At 72.2% G+C, this 25,464-nt stretch carries 21 protein-coding genes and 1 pseudogene; 8 read left to right on the top strand and 14 right to left on the bottom strand.

From position 1 onward, the window contains the following. Positions 1-119: 119 nt before the first annotated feature. The 3 genes from LNW72_RS04665 to meaB are packed head-to-tail and all read left to right on the top strand — an operon-like array spanning position 120 to position 5,270. The gene (locus tag LNW72_RS04665; RefSeq protein WP_250974182.1) at positions 120-2,021 is read left to right on the top strand and encodes a methylmalonyl-CoA mutase family protein; all 1,902 of its coding nucleotides are present in this window, start codon (positions 120-122) and stop codon (positions 2,019-2,021) included. Continuing rightward, complete coding sequence (scpA, locus tag LNW72_RS04670; protein ID WP_250974183.1) at positions 2,021-4,270, top strand: methylmalonyl-CoA mutase; 2,250 nt, start codon at positions 2,021-2,023, stop codon at positions 4,268-4,270. The genes LNW72_RS04665 and scpA overlap by 1 nt, the downstream gene beginning before the upstream one ends. 4 nt (positions 4,271-4,274) lie before the next feature. Beyond that, complete coding sequence (meaB, locus tag LNW72_RS04675) at positions 4,275-5,270, top strand: methylmalonyl Co-A mutase-associated GTPase MeaB (RefSeq protein ID WP_250974184.1); 996 nt, start codon at positions 4,275-4,277, stop codon at positions 5,268-5,270. 45 nt (positions 5,271-5,315) lie between these two features. On the opposite strand, the pseudogene LNW72_RS04680 reads toward meaB, so the two are convergent. Then, positions 5,316-6,325 (bottom strand): annotated as a pseudogene (locus tag LNW72_RS04680) (LysR family transcriptional regulator). 258 nt (positions 6,326-6,583) lie between these two features. Here LNW72_RS04680 and snpA point away from each other — a divergent pair. Further along, the gene (snpA, locus tag LNW72_RS04685) at positions 6,584-7,234 is read left to right on the top strand and encodes a snapalysin (RefSeq protein WP_250974185.1); all 651 of its coding nucleotides are present in this window, start codon (positions 6,584-6,586) and stop codon (positions 7,232-7,234) included. 85 nt (positions 7,235-7,319) lie between these two features. On the opposite strand, the gene LNW72_RS04690 is transcribed toward snpA, so the two are convergent. The 9 genes from LNW72_RS04690 to LNW72_RS04730 all read right to left on the bottom strand — a co-directional run bounded on the left by LNW72_RS04690 (position 7,320) and on the right by LNW72_RS04730 (position 17,661). Then, the gene (locus LNW72_RS04690) at positions 7,320-7,937 is read right to left on the bottom strand and encodes a DUF6629 family protein (protein ID WP_250974186.1); all 618 of its coding nucleotides are present in this window, start codon (positions 7,935-7,937) and stop codon (positions 7,320-7,322) included. An 80-nt stretch (positions 7,938-8,017) separates the two neighbouring features. After that, complete coding sequence (locus tag LNW72_RS04695; RefSeq protein WP_250974187.1) at positions 8,018-8,692, bottom strand: epimerase; 675 nt, start codon at positions 8,690-8,692, stop codon at positions 8,018-8,020. A 64-nt stretch (positions 8,693-8,756) separates the two neighbouring features. After that, a complete protein-coding gene (locus LNW72_RS04700) occupies positions 8,757-9,371 on the bottom strand; it encodes a CHAT domain-containing protein (RefSeq protein ID WP_250974188.1) in 615 nt (204 codons plus the stop codon). A gap of 73 nt (positions 9,372-9,444) precedes the next feature. After that, positions 9,445-11,568, bottom strand: coding sequence for a tetratricopeptide repeat protein (locus LNW72_RS04705; RefSeq protein WP_250974189.1), 2,124 nt, complete (start codon positions 11,566-11,568; stop codon positions 9,445-9,447). Next, positions 11,565-12,743: a hypothetical protein gene (locus LNW72_RS04710; protein ID WP_250974190.1), complete on the bottom strand. Its 1,179-nt coding sequence runs from the start codon at positions 12,741-12,743 to the stop codon at positions 11,565-11,567. The genes LNW72_RS04705 and LNW72_RS04710 overlap by 4 nt, the downstream gene beginning before the upstream one ends. Before the next feature lie 288 nt (positions 12,744-13,031). Then, positions 13,032-13,469, bottom strand: a complete 438-nt coding sequence (locus tag LNW72_RS04715; protein WP_250974191.1) for a GNAT family N-acetyltransferase — start codon at positions 13,467-13,469, stop codon at positions 13,032-13,034. Positions 13,470-13,552: 83 nt separating this feature from the next. Continuing rightward, positions 13,553-14,497 carry a glutathione S-transferase family protein gene (locus tag LNW72_RS04720; RefSeq protein ID WP_250974192.1) on the bottom strand — a complete coding sequence of 315 codons (945 nt, stop codon included), beginning with the start codon at positions 14,495-14,497 and terminating at the stop codon, positions 13,553-13,555. 40 nt (positions 14,498-14,537) lie between these two features. Further along, on the bottom strand, positions 14,538-16,553 hold the full coding sequence (locus LNW72_RS04725) for a sigma-70 family RNA polymerase sigma factor (RefSeq protein ID WP_250974193.1): 2,016 nt from the start codon (positions 16,551-16,553) through the stop codon (positions 14,538-14,540). 187 nt (positions 16,554-16,740) lie between these two features. Continuing rightward, entirely contained in the window at positions 16,741-17,661 is a 921-nt protein-coding gene (locus LNW72_RS04730) for an oxygenase MpaB family protein (RefSeq protein ID WP_250974194.1), read from the bottom strand. A 96-nt stretch (positions 17,662-17,757) separates the two neighbouring features. On the opposite strand from LNW72_RS04730, the gene LNW72_RS04735 reads away from it, so the two are divergent. Then, on the top strand, positions 17,758-18,411 hold the full coding sequence (locus tag LNW72_RS04735) for a TetR/AcrR family transcriptional regulator (RefSeq protein WP_250974195.1): 654 nt from the start codon (positions 17,758-17,760) through the stop codon (positions 18,409-18,411). Positions 18,412-18,421: 10 nt separating this feature from the next. Here the strand turns inward: LNW72_RS04735 and LNW72_RS04740 are convergent, their stop codons facing one another. The 3 genes from LNW72_RS04740 to LNW72_RS04750 form a co-directional block, all read right to left on the bottom strand. Beyond that, complete coding sequence (locus LNW72_RS04740; RefSeq protein WP_250974196.1) at positions 18,422-18,823, bottom strand: hypothetical protein; 402 nt, start codon at positions 18,821-18,823, stop codon at positions 18,422-18,424. 144 nt (positions 18,824-18,967) lie between these two features. Continuing rightward, complete coding sequence (locus tag LNW72_RS04745) at positions 18,968-19,798, bottom strand: siderophore-interacting protein (protein ID WP_250974197.1); 831 nt, start codon at positions 19,796-19,798, stop codon at positions 18,968-18,970. Next, entirely contained in the window at positions 19,795-20,817 is a 1,023-nt protein-coding gene (locus LNW72_RS04750; RefSeq protein ID WP_250974198.1) for an ABC transporter substrate-binding protein, read from the bottom strand. The genes LNW72_RS04745 and LNW72_RS04750 overlap by 4 nt, the downstream gene beginning before the upstream one ends. Positions 20,818-20,868: 51 nt before the next feature. Here LNW72_RS04750 and LNW72_RS04755 point away from each other — a divergent pair, with 51 nt between their 5' ends. Genes LNW72_RS04755 through LNW72_RS04765 form a run of 3 tightly spaced genes read left to right on the top strand, consistent with a single transcriptional unit; the run spans position 20,869 to position 23,830 of the window. Further along, positions 20,869-21,915 carry an iron ABC transporter permease gene (locus tag LNW72_RS04755; protein ID WP_250974199.1) on the top strand — a complete coding sequence of 349 codons (1,047 nt, stop codon included), beginning with the start codon at positions 20,869-20,871 and terminating at the stop codon, positions 21,913-21,915. Continuing rightward, complete coding sequence (locus tag LNW72_RS04760) at positions 21,912-22,946, top strand: iron chelate uptake ABC transporter family permease subunit (protein WP_250974200.1); 1,035 nt, start codon at positions 21,912-21,914, stop codon at positions 22,944-22,946. The genes LNW72_RS04755 and LNW72_RS04760 overlap by 4 nt, the downstream gene beginning before the upstream one ends. Positions 22,947-22,990: 44 nt before the next feature. Continuing rightward, a complete protein-coding gene (locus LNW72_RS04765; protein ID WP_250980020.1) occupies positions 22,991-23,830 on the top strand; it encodes an ABC transporter ATP-binding protein in 840 nt (279 codons plus the stop codon). 26 nt (positions 23,831-23,856) lie between these two features. Here the strand turns inward: LNW72_RS04765 and LNW72_RS04770 are convergent, their stop codons facing one another. Further along, positions 23,857-25,380 carry a carotenoid oxygenase family protein gene (locus LNW72_RS04770; protein ID WP_250974201.1) on the bottom strand — a complete coding sequence of 508 codons (1,524 nt, stop codon included), beginning with the start codon at positions 25,378-25,380 and terminating at the stop codon, positions 23,857-23,859. Positions 25,381-25,464: the final 84 nt, after the last annotated feature.

Genomic DNA, 25,464 nt, shown 5'->3' on the forward strand with positions numbered 1-25,464 from the left:
GCGGCACCCACCCGCCGGAGGCTCAAAAGCCCCAGTTCAGGACGGTGGGGGCGGACAAGGAGGGCAAGGTCACAGTCGTGGGCCTGCCCTGCCTTTAGCGGCTGCCCTAGCCTTTCCTCATGACGGTCCTGCCTGATCCCGGACTCCCCTTGGCCGACGAGTTCCCCGACGCTTCCCGCGAGCAGTGGCAACGCCTTGTCGAAGGCGTTCTCACCAAAGCGGGTACAGCGGTCCCGGGTACCCCGGCCGAGGAAACGCTGTCCACCATGCTCCAGGACGGGATCGCCACCCGTCCGCTGTACACCGCGCAGGACAGCGCCGCGGATCCCGGCTATCCCGGCTTCCCGCCGTTCACCCGCGCCGGACGGCCGGAGGGCACCGCGGGCACCGGGTGGGACGTGCGCCAGCGGCATGCCCGGCCCCATCCGCAGCGCACCAACGCGGCCGTGCTCGCGGACCTGGAGAACGGCGTCACCTCGCTGTGGCTGCTGGTCGGCGGCACCGGCATGCCCGTGTCGGGGATCCCGGCGGCCCTCGAGGGTGTCTATCTCGACCTGGCGCCGGTCGTCCTGGACGCCGGCCCCGAGTTCGAGGCCGCCGCAGCGGAGTTGCTGCGCCTGTACGGGACCCGCGGGGTGCCGGCGCACTCGGCGCTCGGCAACCTCGGCGCGGACCCGCTGGGCCTGGCGGCCCGGACCGGACGGCACTCCGCTCTCGACGCGCAGTCGGCTGCCGCCGCCGCGCTCGCTGCGCGGTGCGACCGTGAGTACCCCGGGCTGCGGGCACTGACGGTGGACGCGCTGCCCTATCACGGGGCCGGTGCCTCGGCCGCGCAGGAACTGGGCTGTTCCCTCGCCACCGGCGTCGCCTACCTGCGGGCGCTGACCGCCGCGGGACTGAGCGTCGACGCGGCCTGCGCCCAGCTGGAATTCCGTTACGCGGCCACCGCCGACCAGTTCCTGACCATCGCCAAGCTGCGCGCCGCACGGCGGCTCTGGGCCCGGGTGGCGCAGGCGAGCGGGGCGGCCTCCACCGCGGGGGCGCAGCGCCAGCACGCGGTGACCTCGCCGGTGATGATGACCCGGCGCGACCCGTGGGTGAACATGCTGCGCACCACCGTCGCCTGTGTGGCGGCCGGGGTGGGCGGCGCCGACACCGTCACCGTGCTGCCCTTCGACGACGCGCTCGGCCTGCCGGACGACTTCGCCCGGCGGATCGCCCGCAACACCTCGTCGATCCTGATGGAGGAGTCGCACCTGGCCCGGGTCATCGACCCGGCCGGCGGCTCCTGGTACGTGGAGCAGCTGACGGACGAGCTGGCCCATGCCGCGTGGTCCTGGTTCCAGGAGATCGAACGCGCCGGGGGCCAGGCGGCGGCGCTGCGGTCCGGCCTGGTCGCCGAACGACTGTCGGGCACCTGGGAGCAGCGGTCCGCGGACCTCGCGCACCGCCGTGAGCCGATCACGGGGGTCAGCGAGTTCCCGAACCTCGCCGAGCAGTCGGTGGAGCGCGAGGCCGCGCCCGATCCGGCCGGGGTCGCCGAAGGGGACGGCGGCGGACTGCCGACGGTCCGGCGCGACGACGCCTTCGAGGCGCTGCGGGCCCGCTCCGACGCCCATCTGGCCGCCACGGGTTCCCGGCCGCGGGCCTTCCTGGCCGCACTGGGCCCGGCCGCGGCGCACACCGCCCGCGCGAGCTTCGCCGCCAACCTCTTCCAGGCGGGCGGCATCGAGACCGTCCAGGACCCGGTGACGGTCGACGCGGCCTCGGCCGCCGAGGCGTTCGCACGCAGCGGTGCCACCGTGGCCTGTCTGTGCTCCAGCGACAAGCTCTACGCCGAGCAGGCCGTGGACACGGCGGCCGCCCTGGTCTCGGCCGGGGCGCTGCGGGTGTTCCTCGCGGGCCGTCCGGGCGAGCAGCGTGAAACGTATCTTCGGGCCGGAGTCGACGAGTTCGTCTTCGCGGGCGGCGACGCGGTCGCCGTCCTCGCCTCCGTCCTCGACCGCATGGGAGTGGCGTGATGCAGGGCAGCACGGGGCAGCCGGGACCGATCCCGGACTTCGCGGACATCAGCCTGGAGCCGGACGGCCCGGCGGATGCCGCCCCCGGTGGCGGCATCACCGGTGACCAGTGGCGGGCGGCCGTGCGGGAGAGCACGGGCAAGGACGACGAGGACCTGCTCTGGCAGACCCCGGAGGGCATCGCCGTCAAACCGCTCTACACCTCCGACGACCTGGCCGGGCTCGACTTCCTGGAGACCTATCCGGGGATCGCGCCGTATCTGCGCGGGCCGTACCCGACCATGTACGTCAACCAGCCGTGGACGATCCGGCAGTACGCCGGCTTCTCCACCGCCGAGGAGTCCAACGCCTTCTACCGGCGCAACCTCGCGGCCGGCCAGAAGGGGCTGTCGATCGCCTTCGACCTGCCCACCCACCGCGGTTACGACAGCGACCATCCGCGGGTCACGGGCGATGTCGGCATGGCGGGCGTGGCCATCGACTCGATCTACGACATGCGGCAGTTGTTCGACGGGATCCCGCTGGACCGGATGAGCGTGTCGATGACGATGAACGGCGCGGTGCTGCCGGTCCTCGCCCTCTACATCGTCGCGGCCGAGGAACAGGGTGTGCCCCCGGAGAAGCTCGCCGGGACCATCCAGAACGACATCCTCAAGGAGTTCATGGTCCGCAACACCTACATCTACCCGCCGCAGCCGTCGATGCGGGTGATCTCCGACATCTTCGCGTACACCTCGCAGAAGATGCCGCGCTACAACTCCATCTCCATCTCCGGCTACCACATCCAGGAGGCCGGGGCCACGGCCGACCTGGAGCTGGCCTACACGCTGGCCGACGGCGTCGAGTACCTGCGCGCGGGTCTGGAAGTCGGTCTGGACGTGGACGCCTTCGCGCCCCGGCTGTCGTTCTTCTGGGCCATCGGCATGAACTACTTCATGGAGATCGCGAAGTTGCGGGCGGCCCGGCTGCTGTGGGCCAAACTCGTCAAGCAGTTCGACCCCAAGAACCCCAAGTCGCTGTCGCTGCGCACCCATTCGCAGACGTCCGGCTGGTCGCTGACCGCGCAGGACGTGTTCAACAACGTGCCGCGCACCTGCGTCGAGGCGATGGCCGCCACCCAGGGCCACACCCAGTCGCTGCACACGAACGCGCTGGACGAGGCGCTGGCGCTGCCCACCGACTTCTCCGCGCGCATCGCCCGCAACACCCAGCTGTTCCTGCAGCAGGAGTCGGGCACCTGCCGGGTCATCGACCCGTGGGGCGGCAGCGCGTACGTCGAGAAGCTCACGCACGATCTCGCCCGGCGCGCCTGGCAGCACATCGAGGAGGTCGAGGCCGCGGGCGGCATGGCGAAGGCCATCGACGCGGGCATCCCGAAGCTGCGCGTCGAGGAGGCCGCGGCCCGCACCCAGGCCCGTATCGACTCCGGGCGGCAGGCGCTGATCGGCGTCAACAAGTACCGCGTCGGCACGGACGAGAAGATCGACGTCCTCAAGGTCGACAACTCCTCGGTCCGCACCCAGCAGATCGAGAAGCTGCGGCGGCTGCGCGAGGAGCGCGACGAGGGCGCCTGCCAGGACGCGCTGCGCGCGCTGACCGCGGCCGCCCGGGACGGGAACCGGCCCGGCGGCGGCCTGGAGGGCAACCTGCTCGCACTCGCGGTGAACGCGGCACGTGCCAAGGCGACCGTCGGCGAGATCTCGAACGCCCTGGAGGAGGTGTACGGGCGGCACGTCGGCCAGATCCGTACCATCACCGGTGTGTACCGAGACGAGGCGGGAACGTCACCCGGCGTGGAGCGCACCCGCAAGCTGGCGGACGCGTTCGCCGAGGCCGAGGGCCGCCGCCCGCGCATCCTGGTCGCCAAGATGGGCCAGGACGGCCATGACCGCGGCCAGAAGGTGATCGCCACCGCCTTCGCCGACCTCGGATTCGACGTCGACGTCGGCGCGCTGTTCCAGACGCCGGCCGAAGTGGCGCGGCAGGCGGTCGAGGCCGATGTGCACATCGTCGGTGTCTCCTCGCTCGCGGCCGGCCATCTGACGCTGGTGCCGGCGCTGCGCGAGCAGCTCGCCGAGGCGGGCCGGGAGGACATCACGATCGTCGTCGGCGGCGTCATCCCGCCGCAGGACATCGAGACCCTCCACAAGGCGGGCGCGGCGGCGGTGTTCCCGCCCGGCACCGTCATTCCGGACGCGGCGTACGACCTGCTGAACACCCTCGCCGCCGCTCTCGGCCACGAGTTGTGAGCCGATGGCACCCACGATCGACATCGACGGCTACATCAAGGGCGTCCTCGACGGGTCGCGGCCGCACATCGCCCGTGCGATCACCCTCGTCGAGTCCACCCGCCCGGCCCACCGCGAGCTGGCCCAGCGGCTGCTGACCGAGCTGCTCCCGCACTCGGGAACGGCCCGCCGGGTCGGCATCAGCGGGGTGCCCGGCGTGGGCAAGTCCACGTTCATCGACGCACTCGGCACCCTGCTCACCGGTCTCGGCCACCGGGTCGCGGTCCTCGCCGTCGACCCGTCCTCGACCAGGACCGGCGGCTCCATCCTCGGCGACAAGACCCGGATGGAGCGGCTCGCGGTGGACCCGGCGGCCTTCGTGCGGCCCTCCCCCACCTCCGGCACGCTGGGCGGCGTGACCAGGGCCACCCGTGAGTCGATCATCGTCATGGAGGCGGCTGGCTACGACGTGGTGCTCGTCGAGACCGTCGGTGTCGGCCAGTCCGAGACCGCCGTGGCCAACATGGTCGACTCCTTCCTGCTGCTCACCCTGGCCCGCACCGGCGACCAGTTGCAGGGCATCAAGAAGGGTGTCCTGGAACTCGCCGACATCGTCGCCGTCAACAAGGCCGACGGTCCGCACGAGCGCGAGGCCGCCTCCGCCGCCCGCGAGCTGGCCGGCGCGCTGCGGCTGCTGCAGCCGCTGGACGCGGGGTGGACGCCGCCGGTGCTCACCTGCAGTGCACGCGAGAACAGCGGACTCGACACGGTCTGGGAGCGCCTCGAACAGCACCGGCGCGTCCTGCTGACCGACGGCCGGCTGGAGGCGAAGCGGCGCGATCAGCAGATCGAATGGACCTGGTCCATGGTCCGCGACCAGCTCCTCGCCCGGGTGCGCGAGCACCCCGACGTCCGTGGTCTCGCGCCCGTCGTGGAGCGGCAGGTCCGCGAAGGCACCCTCACCGCGACGCTCGCCGCCGAACGCCTGCTCGCCGCCTTCCAGCCGCCGGACGCGGGCTGACCCGTTCCGGCGGCGTCAGGCGTCCGGGCATCGGGCGGTCGGGGGTCAGGCGCAGCCGGCGGACCGGGACAGCTCGTCCTCGTCCACGTACAGCAGCGGCCGGTTGTTCCTGGCCAGCCACTGCCGGTACGTGGTCGCCGCGGCGGCCGCCTCCCGGTAGGCCGCCACCAGGTCGGCGTAGAGCGCGTCGACCTTGGCGGTTCCCACCTCACCGGCCGTGCCCTCGGGAAACGCCCGTGAGGCCATGAAGAGTTCGACCGCTATCGGGTCGCCGCGCAGCGGCCGGATGGCCATGCCGTGCCGCGGCTGCGAGGTCGGCTGACAGGGGGCGACCGCCTCACCCGCGGCCACCATGTCGGCGGCGGTCAGATAGTCCCCGTACGCCACTCGCGGCGTGAACCCCGATGCGCGCAGGGCCCGTTGCACACCGTCCCACTCGCCGTCGACACTCGGGTCGACCATCCAGCGGTCGCCGGCGACGTCGGACAGCGGGACCACGCTCTGGCGCGCCGCCGGATGGTGCGCGTGCAGGGCGATGAACTGCGGTTCCCGCGCGACGAGGATCCGCCGTTCGAGACCGTCCGGGATCCGTAACGGCGCGCCCTCGACCTCGTGGACGAAGGCGACGTCGAGCTGGTTCAGCGCGACCATCTGCAGCAGGGCGTTGGCCGACACGTCCACCCGGATCGTGGTGTCCGCGTCCGGCAGCCGTGCGTGCACCCTGCTGACCCACCCGGCCATGGCGCGGCTCGCCGTGCCGCCGATCCGCAGATGCGGTCCGGCGGCCCTGACGACCGCCGCCTGAGTCTCGGCCACCAGCGTGTTCATCTCGGCGACGAGTGGCCGCGCCCGGCACAGGACCGTCCGCCCCAGCGGCGTCGGGCGGCTGCCCGTGCGCTCCCGGGAGAACAGCTGGCCCCGAGGGCGCTCTCGATCCTTCGGAGCTGCGTCGTCAAGGACGGCTGGGTCATCCCCAGCTGCCGCGCCGCTTTGCGCACACTGCCGGTATCGGCGATGGCGCACAGCACGCGAAGGTGCCTCACCTCGAGCTCCATGAGCGGAGGATATGGCGGGATCCGCACGTCGCACCAGGGTCCCGAACCGCAGCAATACCCGTCTTTCGCGTACGAGTTGGCCACCCGTTATCGGGGATGTCCCCGGCCTATCGGCCCCTGGCATCATCCCCGGCGGCGCGCTTCTCCCGCACACTCACCGGCAACAGCAGTTCATCCCCCAGCCCCGGTCGCCGTTCCCCCCGATTCAGCTGTACCCGACAGCGACCGACGGCTTCTCGGAGGAGAAGGAGACCCCCCATGCGATACCCCAAGGTGCTGCTCACGGCAGCGCTGGGCATCGGCCTCGCTGCGAGTCTGGGCACCGTGCCCGCCATCGCCGCCGCCCCCCAGGCGGACCGGTCCGCGGCCCAGGCCTCGGCGTCCTACGCCGGGTCCAACGAGAACGCGGCCGCCAACAAGGCGTTCTTCGACGCCGTCCAGCGGTCGGTCGCGGCCAAGCGCGCGGCCAACCCCGGCCTGCAGACCGTCACTCTCATCTACAGCACCGGAAACGCGCCGTCGTTCAGGTCCCAGATATCGCGCAGCGCGCAGATCTGGAACTCCGCGGAGAAGAACGTGAAGCTCCAGGAAGGCAGCAACGCGGACTTCGCGTACTACGAGGGCAACTCCAGCCAGGGCTCGTACGCCAGCACCGACGGTCACGGGAACGGCTACATCTTCCTGGACTACCGGCAGAACCAGCAGTACGACTCGATCCGTGTCGTCGCCCATGAGACCGGGCACGTGCTCGGTCTCCCGGACCACTACTCGGGTCCGTGCAGCGAGCTGATGTCGGGCGGCGGCCCCGGCACCTCCTGCCGCAACGAGGTTCCGAACGCAACGGAACGCGCTCGGGTGGACCGGCTCTGGGTGAACGGCCTGGCGGCCGGGATCGTGGCGCGCGGCTAGACCGCGTCCCTGATCCGTTCCGTCTGATGGCCCGAGGTCCCCGCACCGCACGGTGCGGGGACCTTCCGGCGCCCGGCGCCCCGGGTCACGGCCCGGCGGGGCGGCGGTGCACCCAGGCGAGGACGAGGAGGGAGGCGACAGCGGCGAAGGCGCACCAGGTGGAGATGAACTCCAGCCGCCACACCACCGCGCAGACCAGCGCGCCGGCCGCGACGAGTCCGCCGAGCAGCCGCAGCAACCGGTCGCCGCTGAGCAGCAGCGAACCGATGGTCGCGACGAGATAGCCCGCGATGATCAGCGACGACTGCGGCAGGTCGAGACCGTAGCCGACGGTGTGGCCGCGGACGTCGGCGGTCACGGTCCGGGTGGTGAGGAAGTAGGCGAGCGTCACGGCGGTGACGAGCCCCACGAGGGCCGGGATCATCAGCAGCCGCCGCGCGCTCCTGGGCGCGGCGAGCAGCACCCCGAACGGCACCCAGACCGGCAGCAGCGGCAGGGCGATGACGGCCCAGGCCGTGGTGGCCGGTCCCGCGCCGCCGTCGGAGCGCCAGACGACGGACTCGACGATCTGGTGGGCGCCGAGGATCAGCGGCAGCGCCGCGATCGGCAGATCGCGGGCCCGCCGCACCCGCGCCACGCAGACCACCCCGACCGCGGCGATGCCGGTACCCGCCACGAGGTCGGCTGTCGCGGTCCAGCACATGAGGTCACCCGGGGATCGGAGCGGACGGTGGATCGAGGTACAACGATCTCCACCGTACGACCCCCGCGGCCGCGCAGTGGTCAGGCGCCGCCCAGCCGGTTGATGTCCTTGCTGTACAGAACGTGTTCGCCGGCGCCCTGGAGGGCGACCACGGCGAGCATGGCCCGTCCCAGGTGCTCGGTCGTCGTGGTGTGTCCCGGTGCCAGCCTGCGCAGGACCGGGTAGAGCCAGGACGTCAGGCTGTACGCCAGCCGGTACCAGCGGGTCCTGGACTTCTCCCCGTTCCGGGGCTGGATCCAGGCGGGGCGGAACATGTACGCGTGGAAGTCCAGGGCGAGCAGTTCGTTCTCGGTCCTGCCCTTCACCCGGGCCCACGCCGAACGGCCCCGCTCGGTGCTGTCGGTGCCCTCTCCCGAAACGTAGGTGAAGGTCAGGGACGGGTTGTGCGCGGCGAGCGGGGTCGCGGCGGCGAGGGTGTAGTCGTGCGTGATCCGCAGGTACTCCTCCTGGCTGCGGCCGCCCGAGGAGACGCCCAGGCAGAAGAAGCACGCGTCGAGGCCGGTGAACTCGTCCTCGATCGCGGAGAAGTCGGTGAAGTCCTGGTGGATCACCTCGCGGACCTTCGGGTGGCTCCGGCCGAGCGGCGCGCGGCCCACCACCAGGACGCTCTCGACCCGGTCGTCGAGCACGCACTCGCGCAGGACCCCCTGGCCGACCATGCCGGATGCGCCGAAGATGACTACGTTCACGTGCATGTCCCCAGACCGTCGGTGTCCGCGCAGATTACCCCGGGCCCGGTCTCCCGTTGAGGAGGCGCCTTCACGGGCCCACGTGCACATGGGCCGCCCAGAGCGACGGGATGTGCGGATAGCGGCTCCGCATCACCACCAGCGCGTGGTGCAGGGCGCGGGCGGAACGGTCCGGGTCGAAGCCTTCGGCGCCGGAGAGCAGCCCTTGGTAGAACGGCTCCGTGACGTCGGCGTAGACGCGGTCCCACACCTCCCAGAGGGTGCCGATGACATGGCGGTACCCGGCCAGATGCAGGGTCGAGGCCAGGCTGACGGCCTCCCATCTCCGTTCCCTGCCGCGGTCGGCGTCACCCAGCAGGTCCTGGGCCGGAGACGCGGTGCGGCAGCCGGACAGCACGACGAGTTGCGGGTCGTCCGGCCGGGACCGCCAGAGCGTCTCGGTGGTGAGCCGGCCGTCGGCGAGTTCCGGTCCGCCGTCCAGGGGAGCTCCCGGAGTCATGACACGGTGGGCAGCCACCACAGCCCGCTCACGGATGGCGGCCAATGTCTCGCCGGGGCCGGACGAATGGGCCAGCAGCGCCACCCGGCCGTGTTCCATGAGCACCGCGGCCTGCTCCGGTTCGCCCGCGGCCAGGGCGCAGGCCACCGCGTCGCCGACCAGTTGCTCGAGGCTGCCCGACTCCACGCCCTCCGACCAGACCGCGGGCGCGCGTCCGCCATACCGGGTGATTCCCGCACCGGTCGGAGCGCGCGCCCCCTCAGCCCGCGACCGCGACCGCCAGGGCGGCCTGGCATTCGGCGAGTTGGCACTCGACGGCGTCGCGGTCGGCGCCCGGCAGGTCGAGTGCGTGCCGGTAGTCCGCGATGGCGGCCCGCCAGCTGCCGGCCGCCTGGTGGGCGAAGCCGCGGTTGTAGAGGAGGTCGGCGTCGTCGCCGGTCACCTCCAGGGCGCGGGTCAGGTCCGCGACGGCGGCGGCGTGGTCGCCGGCCTCGTAGTGCAGGACGGCACGGTTGGCGAGCGCCGCCGAGCGCAGCGGGTCGGCGGCGAGTGCCTCGTCGAAGGCGCGCAGGGCTTCGTCGGCGTCGTCCTGTTCCATGGCGATCAGGCCCCGCGTGCACAGCAGGTCCGGTTCGCCCGGGTGCAGTTCGAGGCCCTGCGCGAGCTGGGCGGAGGCGAGTTCGGTGTCGCCCTCGTCGATGAGCAGGGAGACGAGGTTGACCCGGGCGGCGAGGTAGTCGGGTTCGAGCTCCAGCACGTACCGCAGATCGCCGATCGCGCCGTCGGTGTCCCCGGCGGCCGCGCGGGCGTCGGCCCGGTTGTAGTACAGCTCGTGGATGGGCGGGGTGAGGGTGGCCGCCTTGTCGTAGTCGGCGAGCGCGGCTGCCAGGTCGCCCCGCTTGTACTGCAGTGCGGCACGGTCGCAGTAGTACTCGGGGTAGTACGGGTCGAGCGCGAGGACGCCGTTGAAGTCCTCCAGCGCCTCGTCCAGCCGGCCGAGGGCCACGTTCACCTGGGCCCGGTTGTGCAGCAGCACGGAGCGGTGCAGCGACTGCTTGCCCGGCTCCAGCTCGCGGTCCAGCCGGGCCAGTCCCTCGGTGACCAGCCGCAGGGCGGTCTCGGGGTGGCCGCGGCGCAGTTCGACCAGGGCCAGTCCGTTCTCGTGGAAGACGGTGTGGAAGGCGCGGTCGGCCGGGTCGGGCAGCTGCTTGGCGATGGCGATGGAGTTGTTGACGTACTGCTTCGCCAGCTCCGAGTCCTGGCGCTCCGCGGGGTGGATCCGGGTGTACAGCATGGACAGGGCGTAGCTGGAGACCATGTGCACCACCGGGTCGGTGTACCGGCCGCGCAGCTCGCGGTAGATCACCTCCGCCTCCTCGGTACGTCCCAGCGCGCCCAGCGCCTGGGCCGTCTTGCCGCCGGCCACGCAGTACAGCCGCTCCTGTGCCACCGGATCGAAGCTGTCGCGTCCTTGGCCGCCGAGCTCGATGGCCGCGTCGTAGTAGCCCATCCGCAGGCAGTAGTCGGCGGCGGTCAGCAGGTCGCGGCACTCGTCGTCGGTCCGGCCGCCCGCGTGCGCCCGGTGGTAGGCGATGGCGCCGAGCCGCAGGCTCCAGTCGTCCTCCTCCTCCAGTTCGACGGCGCGGACGCGGTGCAGTCCGGAGCGCAGCCGCGGATCGGCGTTCCGGTAGGCGGCCGCCTCCGCGGGGATGTCGCTGGTGCCGTCGGAGGTGATGTACGCCTGGAGGAGTTCGTTCGGCACCCGGGTGTCGGGTGCCGTGGGCGCAGCCGGCAGCTCGGTGCGCCGCGTATGGCGGTCCAGGGCCTGCGCCAGCCCGTCGGGAAGGTCCGGGGAGGCGCTGGTGCCGATCGCGATCGTGAGGACCTCGGTCCTGGCGCGGCGCAGCAGGACCGTGATCAGTTCCTGGTCGGTCGGGTCGGCGGCGTGCAGGTTGTCGAACAGGACCAGTTGCGGCCGGCCGGCCGTCGAACCGGCCTCCTGGGCCCACGCGTTGAGGAATTCGGTGAGTCCATGGGCGATTCTGCGGGTGCGCAGCGGCGAGTAGTACCGGGTCCGCTCGGTCGGCGACGCGAGGGAGGTCAGCGTCTGCGGTGGCGCGTCGACGAGGTCCTTGAGCTCGGGCGCGACCGACAGGATCTCGATGGCGTGCCGGGCGACCAGCGCGGGCCTGGTCCGCAGCACTTCGGGCACGATGGCGCGCAGCAGGCTGCCCGCGGCGGTGTACGGTCCGCGCAGCCGCCGGTGGCAGTCGACGGTGGTCAGGTGCCCGGCGGCAGCGAGTGCTCCGGCGGTCGCGGCCCGCACCGTACGGTCGGGTCCGCTGAGCCAGCTGTGACGGGGCGTCTGGCGGTTGCTGCTCATGTGGTGCGTTCCTCTCTGCGGGCGCTCTTCCTGGCCGGCAGGAGGAACGGCAAGGCGAATTGCGCGAGGATCACGGTGACGGAGCCGATGGAGTCCCAGAAGTACAGGCCGGTGCCGCTGTCGCCGGTCAGCCCGGCGGCCACTCGGGTCACGAACTCCACCAGCGCCGGGATGATGGCGAGGGCCGCCCAGCCGAACAGCAGGATGACGCCGCCGATCATCGCGGGGGCGTACCAGCGCGCGACCGCGGCGTCGCGCGGCGACCACGGCCCGGCGTCGGCGGGCCTGGGGCGCACGCCGGGCACCCACCGCCACTGCCGGCGCAGCCGGGCGGTCGCCGCTTCGTGCAGGTCCGTGCAGCCCAGCACCGTCGTCACCATGTAGTACAGGTCGGTGCGCAGGAAGAAGAAGAACTGCCAGGCGATCCTGAACAGCGTGGGGAAGGCGAACGCGAGGGCGACGCGGCCCGGCCAGGACAGCCCGCCGTCGGCCGCGTCGGCGGCGGCGCCCACCGTCAGGGCCGAGAAGAGCAGGACGTCGGCGAGGACCCCGGCGGTGAAGGGCAGATAGCGGCGCCGGCTCGGTACGCCGAGCAGGCCGTCGAGATGCGTCTCCAGGACGAGGAAGTACATCCGCCGGCCCACGGTCATCCTGGATCCGACGCCGAGCCTGCGGGCGGCCAGCACATGGAACATCTCGTGCCACAGCAGACCCGGTATCTGGCCGAGCAGCAGCACGAGTTGGGTGAGGAGCAGGGAGTCCGCCAGGAAGATCGCGTGGGGGTGCGGGCGCGCCTGCGGTTCGCGGACCATCGCGACGATGCCGGCGGCGGTCAGCACGGCGAAGACGATCCAGGCCGGGGGTGAGAACAGCCAGCGCCCCAGCCGCTGGTGGCGCACCGTACCCAGGCGTGCGGTGTCCTCGCCCTCCGAGCGGACGAATCCGCAGTCGTCGAGGGTGCTGAGGAAGTCCGTGATGTCGACCGGCTCGCCGTAGGTCTCCTGGTACCAGCGGGCGGCGGCGGTGGTCTCCATGCCGTCCATGAGGCGTCGCAGCAGTTCGGCGCCGTCCGCCGGGAACGTCACGTAGGACTCGATGTCCGGGCGCCCCACAGTGACCTCGTCGCGTTCGGTCACGAAGGTGAGCTCATGGAATTCCGGATGCGGTGCTGTCATCACGCGTCTCCTGCAACGGCCTGAGCCCGCGCACGGGAGGGCTTCCCGCACACGGGCCAACAGCGGAACTCAGATCAGCACCAGGGCCAGGTCCCGTACTGGGACGAAGCCGAGGTCAGCTTGACCGGGCCGTTCTTGCGCACAGTGATCTTCTTCATGACATCACCTCCTCAGGCGGAAGGTGATGACCGTGCTCGGCAACACTGCAGAAACACTCAGGTCCTGCGGGACCCCCAGCTCAGCACGGTGTACGCGACCGGTGACGGGCCGTCATCCGGACGTGGTCCGTCAGTCGAGCGGCAGGACGTAGCAGACGAAACCGTGGTAACGCGTCACCCTGTCGTACAGCGCCCGGGCCTGGGCGTTGTCCTGCCGGGTGTGCCAGTACAGCCGCGGCACGGCACGTTCCCGCGCCGCCTCGGCCACCTGATCGATGAGGGCCCGCCCCGCCCCCTGGCCCCGCGCCGTCTCGTCGACGAACAGGTCCTGCAGATAACAGGCGCCGGCCGACCAGACGTTGGCATGGAACAGGTAGTGGGCGATGCCGACGACCTCGCCGTCCAGGCGCGCGGCGATCCCGTACAGCTCCCCGCCGTTGATCAGTCGCTGCCACGTCTCCTCGTACCCCGCGTCGGGCACGGTCGTCTCGTAGAACGCCAGGTAACCGCGCGCCAGCACTTCCCACTTCACACGGTCCCAGGGACGCAGGGGACTGATCTCCAACATGGCGCCATCCTGGCACGCGCGGGCCGCCGAGGAGCCGGCCGGCCGTCCGCTGCATGCGGTCCACCCAACCGGAGTGCGGGGTCTCAGACGCCCAGGGTCTCGCGGCCGTGCGGGGTGGTCCAGCCGGACGGGTCCGGGCCCTTGGGCACGATGCGGGACGGGTTCAGCTGCTCGTGGGTGGCGTAGTAGTGCCGCTTGATCTGGTCGAAGTCGACCGTGTCACCGAAGCCGGGGGTCTGGAAGAGGTCGCGGGCGTAGGCCCACAGCACCGGGTTCTCGGTGAGCTTGTTCCGGTTGCACTTGAAGTGGTTGTGGTACACCGCGTCGAAGCGCACCAGCGTCGTGAAGAACCGCACGTCCGCCTCGGTGATCCGGTCGCCGACGAGGTACCGCTGTCCCGCCAGCCGCTCGGTGAGCACGTCCAGACGGCTGAACAGGGCGTCGTACGCCTGCTCGTACGCCTCCTGCGACGAGGCGAAACCGCAGCGGTACACGCCGTTGTTGACGTCGCGGAACAGCTCGTCGGCGACCGCGTCGATCTCGGGACGGAGGTGCGGCGGATAGAGGTCGGGGGCGCCCGGCCGGTGGTACGCGGTCCATTCGGTCTCGAGGTCGAGGGTGATCCGCGGGTAGTCGTTGGTGACGACTGTCCCGGTCTCCGTGTCGACGAGGGACGGGACGGTGACGCGGCCCTCGTAGGCCGGATCCGTCCGCAGATACGCCTCGGACAGGAAGCCGATCCCGAGCACCGGATCGCGGTCGCCCTCGTCCAGGGTGAAGCGCCATCCCCGCTCGTCACGGATCGGGTCGACCACGCCCAGGCCGATCGCGTCCTCCAGGCCGAGCAGCCGCCGCACGATGATCGCGCGGTGCGCCCACGGGCAGGCGAGCGAGACGATCAGCCGGTAGCGGCCCGCCTCGGGCACCCGCCCGCCGGCGCCGTCGGCGGTGATCCGATCGGTGAAGCGGTTCGCCTGCCGGGTGAACTCGCCCTTGGTGCCCGTCTCCCGCGCGAACTGTGCAGCCATGTCTCCGACCCTACCCAGTGCGCCGCGAGCCTGCCACGCCTCAGCGCGCGGCGCGGAACGCCCGGCCCGCGTCGGTCGCGACGGCTCCGCTGCGGAAGAGGCCGCTGCTGGGAGCGGTGTCCGAGGCCGGGAGGCCGAACCAGGCGTAACGCTGCAGGTAGGGCAGTGCCGCCAGCATGGTGGTGGAGGCGGTGACGAAGGAGGCCTGCTGCTGCGGGGTGGGGAACCTGGTGCCGTGCGAGAAGTTGATCAGGGCGTACTCGGTGAGCCAGATCGGCTTGTGGTACCGGTCGTGGACGGCCTGCAGATACGACTTCAGCTGGCTGACGGCGTCGGGGGTGGAGAAGTCCCCGCCGTACCAGTGCAGCGCGATGAAATCGACGCGGTAGCCGCGGGCGGCGGCCCCGGACATGAAGCGGTCGAGCCAGCCACCGGCGGTGTCACCGCCGTAGGCCACGGCCGGGCTGCCGACCGTCCGGCCGGCGGCGGTGAGCCGGGGCCACAGGGACAGCGCCTGCTCCACCGTCATGTCGGACTGCGCGGCCATGTCGGGCTCGTTGAAGCCCAGCAGGTAGGGGCTGGCGGCGCGGGCCTGCGCCAGGGCGGCGTCGGTGACGGAGGCGGCGCCCCAGATCATCGGGACGAAGCCGGCGGTGCCGGACCCCGCGACCCCCTGATGCTGCGTGGACCAGGTGTAGTACCAGCTCGCGCCGGACTGCGTCAGCGCCCAGTCCACCCCGGGAAACGTCCAGACGCCCACACCCTTCTTCGCCGAGCGCGCGACGGGAACCGTCGCCGCCGGGACCGGGTGCCGGGACGGGGAACCGGTCGCGGTCGCGGTGGGTGTGGGAGTACGGGAGGGGGTGGGCACCGCGGACGGTATGCCGGACGGTGCCGCGGCCTGCGGGATGAGGGGGGCGGACCTGGACGGCGTCGGCGCGGGCGCGGCGTCGGCGGCGAGCGGGCCCGGAGGGTTCGCGGTCAGATGGCTGGCCACCAGGACGCCCGCGACGATGACCGCCGCGGCCGCCAGCGCCGCCGCGCCGGCGACGGGAGGGCGCCGGAACACCGACCGTGCGCCGCGCGGCGGACGGGAGTGCGCGGCCCGCGGCCTTCCGGGCGCACCGCTCAGGCCGGACGGATGCGGAACGGCGGCGTGCGGGACGGCTGTACGCGGAACGGCGGCGTGCGGAACCGCCGTATGCGGGACGGCCGTATGCGGGACAGCCGTATGCGGTGCGGCAGCCGGGAGGGCGTGCGCCACCAGGCCGGCCGGTGGCACCAGCAGCGGCAGCCCGCCGAGCAGCCGGTTCATCGGCAGCAGCTCGCCGATCCGCCCGCCGCAGGCGGCGCAGCCGCGTACGTGCCGGGCCAGCCGCTTGCGCCACAGCGGGCTCGGCGTTCCGTCCCAGTCGCGGGTGACGGCGGCCAGCTCCGGGCAGCTGCCCGGCTGCCCGACGTGGTGCAGCGCGCGCACCACCGCGCGGGCGGTCTCCATCTGTTCCTTCATCCGCTGGACGCGCACCGCGGCATGGCGCCCCGACAGGCCGAGGGCGACGGTCAGTTCGGCCCGGTCGAGTTCACCTGTCTGCTCCAGCCACCACAGGGCGAGCAGTTCCTGGTCGTCGCCGTCGAGCCAGCGGGTGGCCTCGGCCACCTCGCGGCGCTGGTCGGTGAGGCGCAGCCGCAGGATCGTGAGCGCGGCGAAGTCGGAGCCCGGATCGGGCAGTTGCTCGGCGGCCTCCAGATCGGCGCGGCGATGGCGCGCGGCCCGGTGCTGCTGCTCCCGGTCGCGCACCTGGTGGACGGCGATGGCGACCATCCAGGAGCGGAAGGACCGCGGATCCCGCAAGTCGGGCAGCCCGCGCACGATCCGCAGCAGCGTCTCCTGGACCACGTCGTCGACGTCGCTGTGCCCGTTCAGCGCCCGTCCGACGATGTTGTAGACGAGCGGGACGCAGTCGGCGAGCAGCTCGTCGAGCGCCCGCCGGTCGCCGCCCCGGGCCGCGATCACCGTGCCGGTGTCCGGTCCGCCGCTCCGCTCGGTTCCTCGCATCGCGCTGTGCTCCCTGTCGTTCGCCGTCGTCCCGCCCCGGCGCCTTCCGCCGGGATCGGCACTTGTCTGCCGTTCAGGAGACTCCCGCGCGGCGAGGGGACAACAGAAAACGCCGGACTTCCCGAGCCGAGGGGCGGTGCTGCCGCCCCAGTGTGCGGCAGGGAGCAACGGCGGTCACGCCCTGGGGTCAGTCCCCCGGCATGTAGTGCTGCGGCAGATGCCGTTCATCGGCCGGGGGGAGGTTGCGGAGCGGGGTGTGCACAGTGGGCGCGCCCAGCGGCGGCCGGCCGCTCTCCCGCCGCCAGCCCGCCCGCGCCCGGGGGTGGAAGCGGCGCTCGTGCGGAACGAAACGCATGCCCCGGTTCACGAGCTGTCCGAGGGCCCGGAGTCTGCGCTCGTCGCGCGGCGTCCAGTCGTAGCCCAGCCGGTCCCGTACGGCCTGCGGATACATGCCGACCGTCATCCACAGCGTCAGCCGGGCGAGCGGTATCCGGGCCACGTCCCACACCGGAACGGGCAGCAGGCGCAGGGCGGGCGGTCTGGCGACCGCGCCCAGGTCGAGGACCTGCCGGGTGGGCTCGTTGTCCTCCAGCACCTCGGCGCACATGTGGCTCCAGTACGCCTGGAAGTCCTCCCAGGTCGCCGGGACGGGCTTCATGCTCACCCCGTACAGCGCGTACCAGCGCACGTGTTCGTCGAAGAGCTGCCGCCGCTGCGCCTCGGTGAGCCCACCGCCGAAGTACTCCGCGACGTGCATGGTCAGGACGAAGAAGGTCGCGTGCGCCCAGTAGAACGTGCCGGGGTTGAGCGCGTGGTACGGGCGGCCGGTGCGGTCCACGCCCTTGACCGTGTCGTGGTAGCCGCGGACGGTCCGCGCGGTCTCGGCGGCGCGAGGGCCGTCGTAGACGACGCCGCCGATCGGATAGAGCGAGCGGAACAGCCGCTCCCAGCGCTCCTCGAAGAAGCGCGAGTGTTCGGCGACGCCGGCGCCGAGTTCGGGGTGCATGTTCTGCATCGAGCCCGCCCAGGGGGCGAGCAGCAGGGAGCGCCAGTCTCCGAAGTACTTCCAGGTGAGTGATTCCGGTCCGAGCGGTAAGACGTCCGACACGGTGCACCTCCAACTGATGACGCATGTCATCAGAATAGGATGCCCAGATTAGAATGTGCGGACAGGTGTCGTCAACACACCTACGAGGAGACCCTGTTGAGCGATCGCACCTGGGGCGGCAGCACGCTGGCCGCCCGACGCGAGACGCGCCGCGAGACGCTGCTCGCGACCGCCCTGAGCCTCGCCGGCGAGGACGGCAGCGCGGCCGTGACCGTCCGCTCCGTCTGCCGCCGCGCCAAGTTGACCGACCGCTACTTCTACGAGAGCTTCGCCGACCGCGACGCGCTGCTGCTCGCCGCCTTCGAACGGGTCGCCACCGAGGCCCGCGACACGCTCGCCGACGCCGTCGCCCGCACCTCGCCGGAGCCGGCGGCCAGGGCCCGCGCCGCCGTCGAGGCGTTCGTCGCGCTCGTCCTGGACGACCCGCACAAGGGGCGGCTGCTGCTCCTCGAACCCTTCGCCGATCCGGTCCTGGGCGAGCACAGCCACCGGCTGATGCCGTCCTTCACCGGCCTCATCGACGGCCAGCTCGCGGACGGCACGGACGACTCCGGCCGCCGGATGACCGCCTATGCCCTGGTCGGCGGCCTGGCGAACCTGTTCGCCGGCCACCTCCGCGGCACCCTGGACGTCCCGCGCGAACGCCTCGTCGACCACAGCGTCCAACTGGTCCTCGCCGCCCATACGGCGACCACCCGGCCGGACCGCACCGGCCAGGACCGCACCAGCCCGGAATCCCCCCGTCCCTGACGGCGGTTCGCTATCCCTTCGTGCAGGCGACGGACAGCCGGCCCGCCGCGTCCGCGAGGGGCGTGACGTCGGGCCCCTTGCCGTCCTTGGCACGGTCCCTGGCGCGGCCGAGGGCGACGGACAGATCGTCGACGGCCTTGCGGACGTCCACGTGGACGCTGTTACCCCCGACCTCCTGGAGGTCCTTCTCCAGCTTGGACAGGGAGGCGGAGGTGTCCTGGCGGCGGCTCTGCTCCGACACTTGGCCGATATTGGTGGCCGTCGACTGCAGATCCTGCACATCCCCGGCGATCCGGGCGGCGATCTTGGCGCAGTCGAGCGCCTTGTCCATACCGTCGCAGGCCGCGACCACCGGGACGGCCAGAAGCAGGGCGAGTGCGGCGGCCCATGGGCGCGTCAACCTCTGGGGCATGTGCGGGACTCCTCCCCGAGGGGCACGGCGAACTGCCCCGACCACTCTTGCACCGCTCCCCTCGAACGGTACTCAAGTGCCGGACCCCGACCGGCCGGAACGGGACACCGGACCGGTGTTCCGCCCACCGGCCGGGGCGACGGCTCAGGCAACCACCTCGGCGATGAGTTCGTCCTCCGAACTGCCGCGCTTCCAGTAGCCGGTGAAGGTGATCGCCTTACGGTCGAACCCGCGCTCGGAGACGAGGTGGCGGCGCAGCGCCTTGACCGTCCCGGACTCCCCCGCGATCCAGGCGTACCGCGTGCTCCCGGGCAGTTCCGCGGCGCGCAGGGCCTCCAGGACCGGCGGCGCGTCGTCGCCGATGAGCCAGGTCACCACGGTGTCGGCCCGGCTGGGCAGTTCTCGGCGGTCGTCGGCGTGCGGGATATCGATCCAGACCTTCGCGGGCAGGCCGGGCGGCAGCCAGGCCAGGATGCCGGCGACGGCCGGCAGCGCGGTGGCGTCGGCGGTGAGCAGGACCGTGTCGGTGCCGGGCGGCGGCCGGAAGTCGATGCCCCCGTTGTCCTCCTCGACCGCGCCGAGGATGGTGACCCGGTCGCCGGGGCGGGCGGCCTGTGCCCAGCGGGAGGCCGGGCCGATGTCGCCGTGCAGGGCGAAGTCGACGTCCAGTTCGGCGGGCCGGCCGGCCGGCTCCCCCGCGTCGCGCAGTTCGGCGACGGTGTAGGTGCGCATGAGGCCGCGGACCTCCGGGTCGAGCGCGCGCCAGGCCGTGAACCAGTCGGGGTCGGACGGGTCGGGCATGACCGGGGCGTCCTGGCCGTGCTGCGGCAGGAACAGCTTGAACCGCTGGTCCCGTCCGCCGGAGGCGAGCGGGGCCAGGTCGGTGCCGCCGAAGGTGACCCGCACGAAGTCCGGTGCGAGCCGGGCCGTCCGCAGGACCCGCAGGTCGAAGAAGCGGAAGGGCAGCTCGCTCATGCGACCTTCACCGCCTTCTCGACCGCGGCGGCCAGCCGCTCGATCAGCGGGGCGGCGCCGGCGTAGGAGAAGCGCGGTTCGCTGGCCCACGGGGTGATCTGGCCGGCCTTGACGGCGGGGAGCTGGGCCCAGGTGGGCTTCGCGGCGAGATCCTTGGGTTGCAGCGCGGCCGTGCGGTCGTCGAGCAGGATCAGGTCGGCGGGGTACTTGTCGGCGTTCTCCCAGCTCAGGTTCTCGAAGAAACCGCCGGTGACCTTGCCGGGCGTGATGATGTCCAGGCCGAGGGAGCGGAAGTAGCTCAGGTCCGCGTAGACGCCGGGTGTGGAGACGTACAGCAGGTCGGCGCTGCCGGAGGCGGCGAGGACCTTGAGGCCGCCCTTGGCCTTGGCCGCGCGGCGCAGGGTCTCGGCGGCCTTCTCGAAACGGGCCTTGGCGTCGGTGACCTTCGCGGCCTTCAGGTCGGCGCCGAGGGACGCGGCGAGTTCGGCGTAGCGCCGGATCGGCTCGGTGAGGGAGACGCCGGCGGTGGTGAAGGCGACGCTGGGCGCCAGCGAGAGGATCTTCTTCTTGCTGTCGTCCGGCACGTACCACAGGGCGTCGGGCTGGTACATGTTGGTGACCAGCAGGTCGGGGGCGAGGGCCGCGTACTTCTCGACGTTGAACTCGCCCCAGGCGTTGCCGAGAACGGTCACCTTGGCGACGTCGAGGTCGCCGGCCTGGGGATCGGCCTTGCCGTCCTTGAGCTTGGTGGGGCCGAAGACCCCGACGCACTCGACGCCGAAGTCGTGCAGAGCGGCCGCGGCCGCGGTGAAGGCCACCACTCGCGCGGGGGTGCCGGCCGACTTCGCCGTCGTACCGCGGTCGTCCCGGAAGCTCCATGGCCCCTTCGCCCGGTCCGGCTCCGCGGCGGTTTTCCCTCCGCCGCCCCCGCAGGCGGCGACGAGCGCGCCGAGGCCGAGGGCGCCGCCCGCGGTGAGCAGGGCGCGGCGGGAGGGGGACGAGGAGCGGGGGGTGTGCATGGAGCGCTTCTCTCTTGGGGAGGTGATGTGAGGGTAGGCTAACCTAACCGCATGTTCGTAGACAGTCCCGCCCGAGCACCGGCGGCCGAGAGAGCCGCCCCCCGGCGGCGTGCCGCGACCCGCGCCGCCGGACTGCTCGCAGCGACCGGCGTCCTGGTGCTGATCGCCATCGCGAGCGTCGCGACCGGCGCCAAACCGATCCCGCTCGACCAGGTCTGGCACGGGCTGTTCCACAGCACCGGCACGAGTACCGATGTCGTCGTCCGTGAACTGCGGGTGCCGCGCACCCTGCTCGGGCTGCTGGTCGGCGCCGGGCTCGGGCTGGCGGGCGCCGTCATGCAGGCGCTGACCCGCAACCCGCTGGCCGACCCCGGACTGCTCGGGGTCAACGCCGGCGCCTCGGCCGCCGTCGTCTCCGCCATCAGCTTCCTGGGCGTCACCTCGCTGACGGGGTACGTCTGGTTCGCCTTCCTCGGCGCCGCGGCCGTATCGGTCCTGGTGTACGCGCTCGGCGGCAGCCGGGGAGCGACCCCGGTGCGGCTGGCGCTGGCCGGCACCGCGCTCACCGCCGCGCTCTACGGCTATGTCAACGCCGTCGAACTGCTGGACACCGCGGCGCTCGACACCATGCGCTTCTGGACCGTCGGTTCGCTCGCGTCCGCCACCATGACCGTGGTCGCCCAGGTCGCGCCGTTCATCGGCGCCGGAGTGCTGCTCGCCCTCGCCCTGGCCCGCCCGCTCAACGCGATCGCCCTCGGCGACGACACCGCGCGGGCCCTGGGCGCCTCGCTGACCCGGACCCGTGTGCTGGCGATGACCGCCATCACCCTGCTGTGCGGGGCGGCCACCGCCGCCTGCGGGCCGATCGTCTTCATCGGTCTGATGGTGCCGCACATCGTCCGCTCGATCACCGGCCCCGACCTGCGCTGGACGCTTCCGTACGCCGCGATCCTGTCGCCCGTCCTGCTGCTCGGCGCGGACATCGCCGGCCGGCTCGTCGCCCGGCCGGGCGAACTGCAGGCCGGCATCGTCACCGCCCTGATCGGCGGGCCCGTCTTCATCCACCTGGTACGCCGCCGAAGGATGGCCCAGCTGTGAGAGGTTCCGTACTGCGCACCAAGGGCGGGCTGTCGGTCCGCCTCGACACCCGGGCCGCCGGTGTCGTCCTGCTGCTCGCCGCCCTGGCGGCGGTGCTCGCCGTGGCACTCATCGGCACCGGGGACTACCCGATGTCACCCGGCGAGGTGCTCAGCACCCTGACCGGCGGCGGCACCGCCGCCCAGGAGTTCATCGTCAACGACGTGCGGCTGCCGCGCGTCCTGGTCGGGCTGCTCGTCGGCGCCGCCCTGGGCATCGCGGGCGCGGTGTTCCAGAGCGTCTCCCGCAACCCCCTCGGCAGCCCCGACGTGATCGGTCTCGGCCAGGGCTCCGCCGCCGGCGCGCTCACCGTCATCGTGCTCTTCCACGGCGGGACGTACGCCGTCACGGGCGGGGCCTTCGCCGGGGCGCTGGCCACCGGGACCGCCGTCTATCTGCTGGCGTGGAAACGCGGCATCCATGGCTACCGCCTCGTGCTCGTCGGGATCGGCGCGGCGGCCGTGCTCGGCGCGGTCAACGGCTATCTGCTCACCCGGGCCGACTACGTCGACGCCGCCCGCGCCGTCGTCTGGCTGACCGGGTCGCTCGACGGCCGGGACTGGACCCAGGTCCGGCCGCTGCTCATCACCTGCGCGGTCCTCGTCCCCCTGGTGCTCGGCCGCGGCCGGGCGCTGCGCATGCTCGAGATGGGCGACGACGCCGCGTACGCGCTGGGGGTCCGGGTGGAACGCACCCGGCTGGTGCTGATGCTCGCCGCCGTCCTGCTCACCGCGGCCGCCACCGCCGCCGCGGGCCCGGTGGCCTTCGTCGCCCTCACCGCGCCCCAGCTCGCCCGCCGGCTCACCCGCTCCGCCGGCCCCAACCTGCCGGCCGCCGCCTGCATGGGCGCCACCCTGCTGGTCGGCGCCGACTGGGCGGCCCAGCGGCTGTTCGGCGACCGTCTGCTGCCGGCCGGTGTGGTCACCGGGATGCTCGGCGGCGGCTATCTGCTGTGGCTGCTGGTCAACGAACGCAAGGCGGGCCGGATATGACACCCCCGACGCACCCCGTCCACCGTCCCGCCGGGAAGGACCCCATGCAGCACCGTGCCGGAACCCCGCGGCTCACCGCCGAGGGCCTCACCCTCGCCTACGACGAGCGCGTCATCGCCGAGAACCTCTCGGTCGCGATCCCCGACGGCTCCTTCACCGTCATCGTCGGCCCGAACGCCTGCGGCAAGTCGACCCTGTTGCGCGCCCTGTCGCGGATGCTCAAACCCACGGCCGGTTCCGTGCTGCTCGACGGACAGGCGATCGGGTCGCTCCCCGCGAAGAAGGCCGCCCGGATCCTCGGGCTGCTCCCCCAGACCTCGGTCGCACCCGACGGCATCACCGTCGCCGATCTCGTCGCACGCGGCCGCTATCCGCACCAGGGGCTGCTGCGCCAGTGGTCGCGGGACGACGAACGCATCGTCGGGGAGTCGATGGCCGCCACCGCGGTCGCCGACCTCGCCGACCGCTATGTCGACGAGCTCTCCGGCGGTCAGCGCCAGCGCGTCTGGATCGCGATGGCGCTCGCCCAGCAGACCCCGCTGCTGCTGCTCGACGAGCCGACGACGTACCTCGACATCCAGCACCAGATCGAGATCCTCGACCTCTGTGCCGATCTGCACGAACAGCAGGGCCGCACCCTCGTCGCCGTCCTCCACGACCTCAACCACGCCGCCCGCTACGCCACGCACCTCATCGCGCTGCGGGACGGAAAGGTCGTGGCCGAGGGCGCACCGCGGGACATCGTCACCGCGGAACTGGTGGAACGGGTCTTCGGGTTGCGCTGCCAGGTCATCGACGACCCCGAGACCGGTACCCCGCTCGTCGTCCCCGCCGCGCGCCGCACCCGTACGGCGGGTGCGGCGCCCGTGGCGGTGAGCGGCTGAGCCGGCGGGGGCCGGCCGGAGTGAGGTCACTCGTCCGCGACCCAGCTGCCGTGGAAGCCGAGCGGTACCCGTGCCGGCAGGTGGATGCGGGCGAGCGGCTTGCCGGTGAAGTCCTGCGCGGCCAGGATCACCAGGTCGGTGGCTCCGCGGTCCGGGTTGTGCACGTACGCCAGTGTGTAGCCGTCGTCCTCGGCCGCCGTCGGATGCGGATCGCAGCCGTGCCGCGGGACGAAGACCGCCTCACCGGCCGCCGCGCCCTGCGGCAGCCGGTGCACCTGTGAGGTGCCGCGGACCAGGTCCTGCTTGATCAGCGCGTTGCTGAAGGACTCGTCCGGCGGGACACCGTCGACCGTCTCGTAGGCCGTGAACATCTCGGCGGCCGCCGCCGAGTAGCCGTACCGGTGCCGCCGGGAGACCATCGTCTCGTTGACCCGGGGGAACTCCTGCGGCCGGTCGTCGAGCAGGGCGAACCGCACCTGGCCGTGCGCCAGGTCGATGGTCCACCGGTTCAGCGACGGGGTGCTGAACGACGAGGGACCGTCGGAGCCCCGTCCGTCGACGTAGAAGGGGGCCGGGTAGGTGGTGATGTCCACGACCACCGAATCGCCCTCGTCGTAGGCGTTGAGGGTGTGCGAGTGGAAGTAGGGCGGCACCTCGAACCAGCGGATCCGCCCGCCGTCCCGCGGCAGCACCCCGACCCGTGACGGGTGGTCGTCGTTCCAGATGTACGGCACCAGCTTGCCCGCCTCGGCGGCCACCGGATCGAACGTGACGGGGATGTCGAAGATGATCACGTACTTCCTGGTGAGCGCGAAGTCGTGCATCATCGGGCTGTCCGCCACCGGGATCCTGGTGGTCCTGACCACCCGCCCCGCGTGGTCGACCACGAGATGCCGGATGTGGTCCCACGTCGGGTAGTAGGTGACGGCGTGCAGCTCACCGGCGTGGGCGTCGTACTTGGTGTGCGCGGTGTAGGGGCCGTTCAGCGTCCCGCCGAAGTCGTACGTGCCGACGGTGTTCAGTTCCTCGTCGAGCTCGTAGGGCAGCGGCCCGCTCTCCTGCAGCGCCAGGACGCGGCCCTTGTGCGCGATCACATGGGTGTTGTTCGCGAAGTCGTTCTCCGGCACCGGACCGTGGTAGGGCTCGCCCAGCTTCCTGGCCACACCGGACGAACGGATCCAGCGGTTGCGGTACCACTCGGCGCGGCCGTCGCGCAGCCGGACACCGTGCACCATGCCCTCGCCGAGCATGAAGTGGTGCGCCCGGTGGTCCTCGAGACCCAGCACGTTCGGGCCGTTCCGCAGATAGCGGCCGTTCAGTTCGCGGGGGATGCGGCCGGTGACCGGCAGATCGAACGCCGTCACCTCCTTCGTCACCGGTGCGAAGGCCCCCTGAAGGAACGGAAAGCCGCTGCCGCCCGCCGGTGTCCGTGTCGCCGCGCCCGCCAACGTCAGACCGGCGGAGCCACCGCCCACCAGCTGCGCCGCGAACCCTCCCGCCGCCACGATCGCCGCGCTGCGTACTACGTCCCGTCGCGTGTGACCCTTCATCGCCGAACTCCCCGTGCTCGCTGGTACTTGCTGACATGCACGAGTCTGTGACAGGAAGACGGCCAGGTCAGTGGGGTTGGGCAC

The organism is Streptomyces sp. RKAG293 (assembly GCF_023701745.1).
Classification (GTDB): domain Bacteria; phylum Actinomycetota; class Actinomycetes; order Streptomycetales; family Streptomycetaceae; genus Actinacidiphila.